This is a genomic window from Nonomuraea sp. NPDC049649 (genome assembly GCF_040675175.1).
Classification (GTDB): Bacteria; Actinomycetota; Actinomycetes; order Streptosporangiales; family Streptosporangiaceae; genus Nonomuraea.
The window spans coordinates 1-3,263 of sequence record NZ_JBFAOH010000085.1; the positions used below are offsets into that span (position 1 = coordinate 1).

At 65.8% G+C, this 3,263-nt stretch carries 3 protein-coding genes and 1 pseudogene; all 4 read right to left on the reverse strand.

Going from position 1 to position 3,263, the window contains the following annotated elements; translation table 11 throughout:
• Nucleotides 1–77: 77 nt before the first annotated feature.
• A pseudogene (locus tag AB0J42_RS37425) lies at nucleotides 78–215 on the reverse strand (tyrosine-type recombinase/integrase); the annotation flags it as partial.
• A 15-nt stretch (nucleotides 216–230) separates the two neighbouring features.
• Nucleotides 231–518 (reverse strand): divalent cation tolerance protein CutA, encoded by a 288-nt coding sequence (cutA, locus tag AB0J42_RS37430; RefSeq protein WP_364303295.1) that lies wholly within the window; start codon nucleotides 516–518, stop codon nucleotides 231–233.
• 83 nt (nucleotides 519–601) lie between these two features.
• Complete coding sequence (locus AB0J42_RS37435) at nucleotides 602–1,480, reverse strand: alpha/beta hydrolase (RefSeq protein ID WP_364303297.1); 879 nt, start codon at nucleotides 1,478–1,480, stop codon at nucleotides 602–604.
• A 161-nt stretch (nucleotides 1,481–1,641) separates the two neighbouring features.
• Nucleotides 1,642–2,967 carry an MFS transporter gene (locus tag AB0J42_RS37440; protein WP_364303299.1) on the reverse strand — a complete coding sequence of 442 codons (1,326 nt, stop codon included), beginning with the start codon at nucleotides 2,965–2,967 and terminating at the stop codon, nucleotides 1,642–1,644.
• Between the last annotated feature and the right edge of the window lie 296 nt (nucleotides 2,968–3,263).

The window sequence follows — 3,263 nt, forward strand, 5'->3', positions numbered from 1 at the left end:
CAGCCGCGTCCGTAATCCGGCAACGAGCCCGTGACCAGCACTCCTCACGCAGCGCAAGCGATCAAAGGGGCATCAACTCACGAATCGCCCTCTGAGATGTCCTTGGTGATCGCGATGCTGGCGTGGCCGAGCGCTTCGGACACGACGTGCAGCGGTGTGCCTTGCGCGAGCATGAGCGACGCACCCGGGTGACGAAGCTCGTGCGGATGCCGGTGCCCGAGGCCCGCTTTCTACAGCCAGGAGAACAGGTGTGAGAAGGTGTCCGGGTCGGACGGGTTGCCGAAAGCGGTGGGGAACATCAGGCCGTGCTCTGTTAAGTTCTCACTCGCCTTGAGGCGTTCCTTGTTGCGGGTGGCCTTGTGATGCTTGATCGCTTCCACCAGTTCGTCGAATCGCGCGGCGGGGGTCATCATGAACAGCAGCCACTCATTGGTCCGGTTGATCTCGCCACGCCACCAGTACACCGACGTGATCGGCGCAACGAACTGCACTGCGGCCGCCAGGTGTCGAGTCACCACCGTCGTCGTTGCTGTCGGGACTGAAGAGGGGGAAACGCTGGCTAAGTGCGGAGGCTAGCGGTGAGTCGAGGGGTCCAGTGGCCTCATCTCACGGCTTCACCCACCACGAACGCCGCGACAAACCGGGCATACTCTTCGGGTTCTTCGGCGTGGACGAAATGTCCGGCGCTTTCGAAGCGACGGAACGTCCCGTTCTGGACGTGTCCCTGGAACAGGCTGATCTCCTCTGAGCTGGTCACCGGGTCGTGGCCTCCCTTGATAAGCAAGGCGGGCTGGGTGAGCCGTTCCAGAAGAGGCAGCAGTGATTCGGAGAACGCCGGTGTGCGGGTGATCTCCTCGGCGAACCGGGCACCCCGGCTGTGGATCTCCTGCGGCAGGTCGTCGCTGGGCAGCACCAGTCCGCGCGAACCCGGACCGAGATAGATGTCCATCCGCCGTTCGCCCAGCCGCTGAGTCAGCGCGATCCTCTCGTCCCACATCTGTGCGGTGGCCGGCCCCTGGTACCTGAGTAGTTCCTCCGCTCGTTCCCGATCGCCGCGTTCCCGCAGCAGTGGCCGAGCGGCGTCGAGGAGTGTCCTGGTGGCCAGGACCATGTCCCACGGCGGATTCTCAAAGACGACCCGGGTGACAGTGTCCGGGTGGGTGACGGCGTAGCGGAGGGCGAGGCGCCCGCCGTACGAGTGGCCGAGTATCGACCAGCGTTCGAACCCGAGCGTTTCCCGAAGGGCCTCGAAGTCGGCGATCAGGTCGTTCTCGGTGATCGGGCCGTCCAGTGGGTCCGAGCGCTGGACTCCGCGCTGGTCCACGCCGACCAGTTGAAGCCGCTCGGACAGCCGGTCGCCTTGGAAGAACATGAAGTCGTGTGAGCCACCACCCGGACCGCCGTGCAGATAGAGCAGCGGCGGCGCGTCCTGGGGCCCGCGCTGGTCGATATGGAGGCGGGTGCCGCGAACATCGATCAACATGTGGCGAAGTGTAGATCGTTAGCGACCTTTTATCCGGAGTGTCCAGTGACGCAATCTTTGGGTGCGGCTCTTTCTGAGGGACCGGGCTGATCAGGCGATGAGCTCGTAGTCGCGTCGGCCGTGGACGCGTTGATGTTCTCGGCCGAGGTTCTGATGCTTCACCGAAGTTGATCGTCATTGCTGGCTACGGGAGGCTGGCTGGGGAGGGTCGGGAAGTCACGCATGCTGCGCATTGAGGTGGCGAGCAGGAGCAGCGGGGTGACGGCGAAGAAGGTGGCCAGCACCCACATCGCGGCGCCGATCCCGAAGGCTGTCGCCAGGATGGAGGCGGTGGCTGCGCCGAGCGGCACGGTGCCGGAGATGACGAACCGGGAGACCGCCGTGACCCGGCCCAGAAGGTGCGCCGGTATGTAGTTCACGCGGAAGGTAGCGGTGACGGTGCCCGATATTGTGGCGCCGAGCATGACCACGAACGATCCCACCGCGAACAGCGCCAGCCGCCAGCCAGGGCCGCTGGCTGGCAGCAGCAGCATGAACGGCGCGGTCACGACATTGACTGCCACGTAGGTGCGCGCGCTGCCGAAACGGGCGACGGCCCGGGACGCGAGCACGGCGCCCAGCAGTCCGCCCAGGCTGGCGAGGCTGATCAGGCCGCCCACAGTTCCCGGCGCGATACCTTCGGCGCGTACTAGGAAGACGATGCGCAGCGAGAACACGCCGAGCATCCCGAGGTTGATCATCGCCGCCACGATGAGCATGGGCAGCATGAACTCGCCGTACTTGAAGTACCCGAGGCCCTGGCTGAGCTGCCGGAGCATGCCGGGCCGCCCGACCGCTGCCGCCCTTGGCTCGGGCGTGGTCCGCAATCTGAGCAGGCAGGCGGCCGAGACGATGAAGGTGACCGCGTCGATGAGGAGGCCGCCGACCGCTCCGGCCACCTCGGTGAGCAGACCGCCGAGGCCCGGGCCGGCGATCTCGGCGGCCGAGGCGCTGGCCTGGAGCTTGGCGTTGCCCTCCATCCGGTCATCCGGGGCCAGGAGGTGCGGCAAGTAGGCGTTGAATGCCAGGGTGAAGAACATGCTGGACGTGCCGGCGATCAGCACCGCGGCCAGCAGCATGGGCACGGTCAGCACACCGGTCCAGGCGGCGACCGGGATAGCGGTCAGGACAGCGGCGGACACCAGGTTGGCGGACACGAGGATGCGGCGGCGCGGCCAGCGGTCGACCCAGGTGCCGGCCGGGAGGCCGATCAGGAACCAGGGCAGCCAGGTGGCGGCGGTCAGCAGGGCCACCGTGCCGGTGCTGGCATGCAGGACGGTTATCGCCAAGAACGGGACGGCCACGGTGGTGATCGCCGAGCCTAACCCGCTGACCGACTCCCCAGCCCACAGCAGGGCGAAGTTCCGGGTGCGGAACAAGCCGCCCGGCAGCCTTTTCTTAGCTGCGGTGATGTTCGGCGAAACCCCCACCTCGCGATTACCCACCGAACTCACGGTATCGCCACAGCTGGGAGTGGCTGCGACATTTAACGGAGCGGTGCGACCGGGCGAGGTGGTGCCGCGCTCTCTGCTCAGCTACTCCCTCGAAAGACATCCCAGGAGCTTTGAATGTCAAGCAACGAGCATTTCGGTCGATGGAGGCCACGCGGTTGCCTCGTCGTAGAGGGTGCCGTGTCCTGGTCCCCGACAGGTACTACATTCACAGATCTTGGCGTTCGGCTGCGTAACTGCCTGTAGTAGGTCCATCGTCATGCTGTGACCTGTTCTCTCACCTACGATCT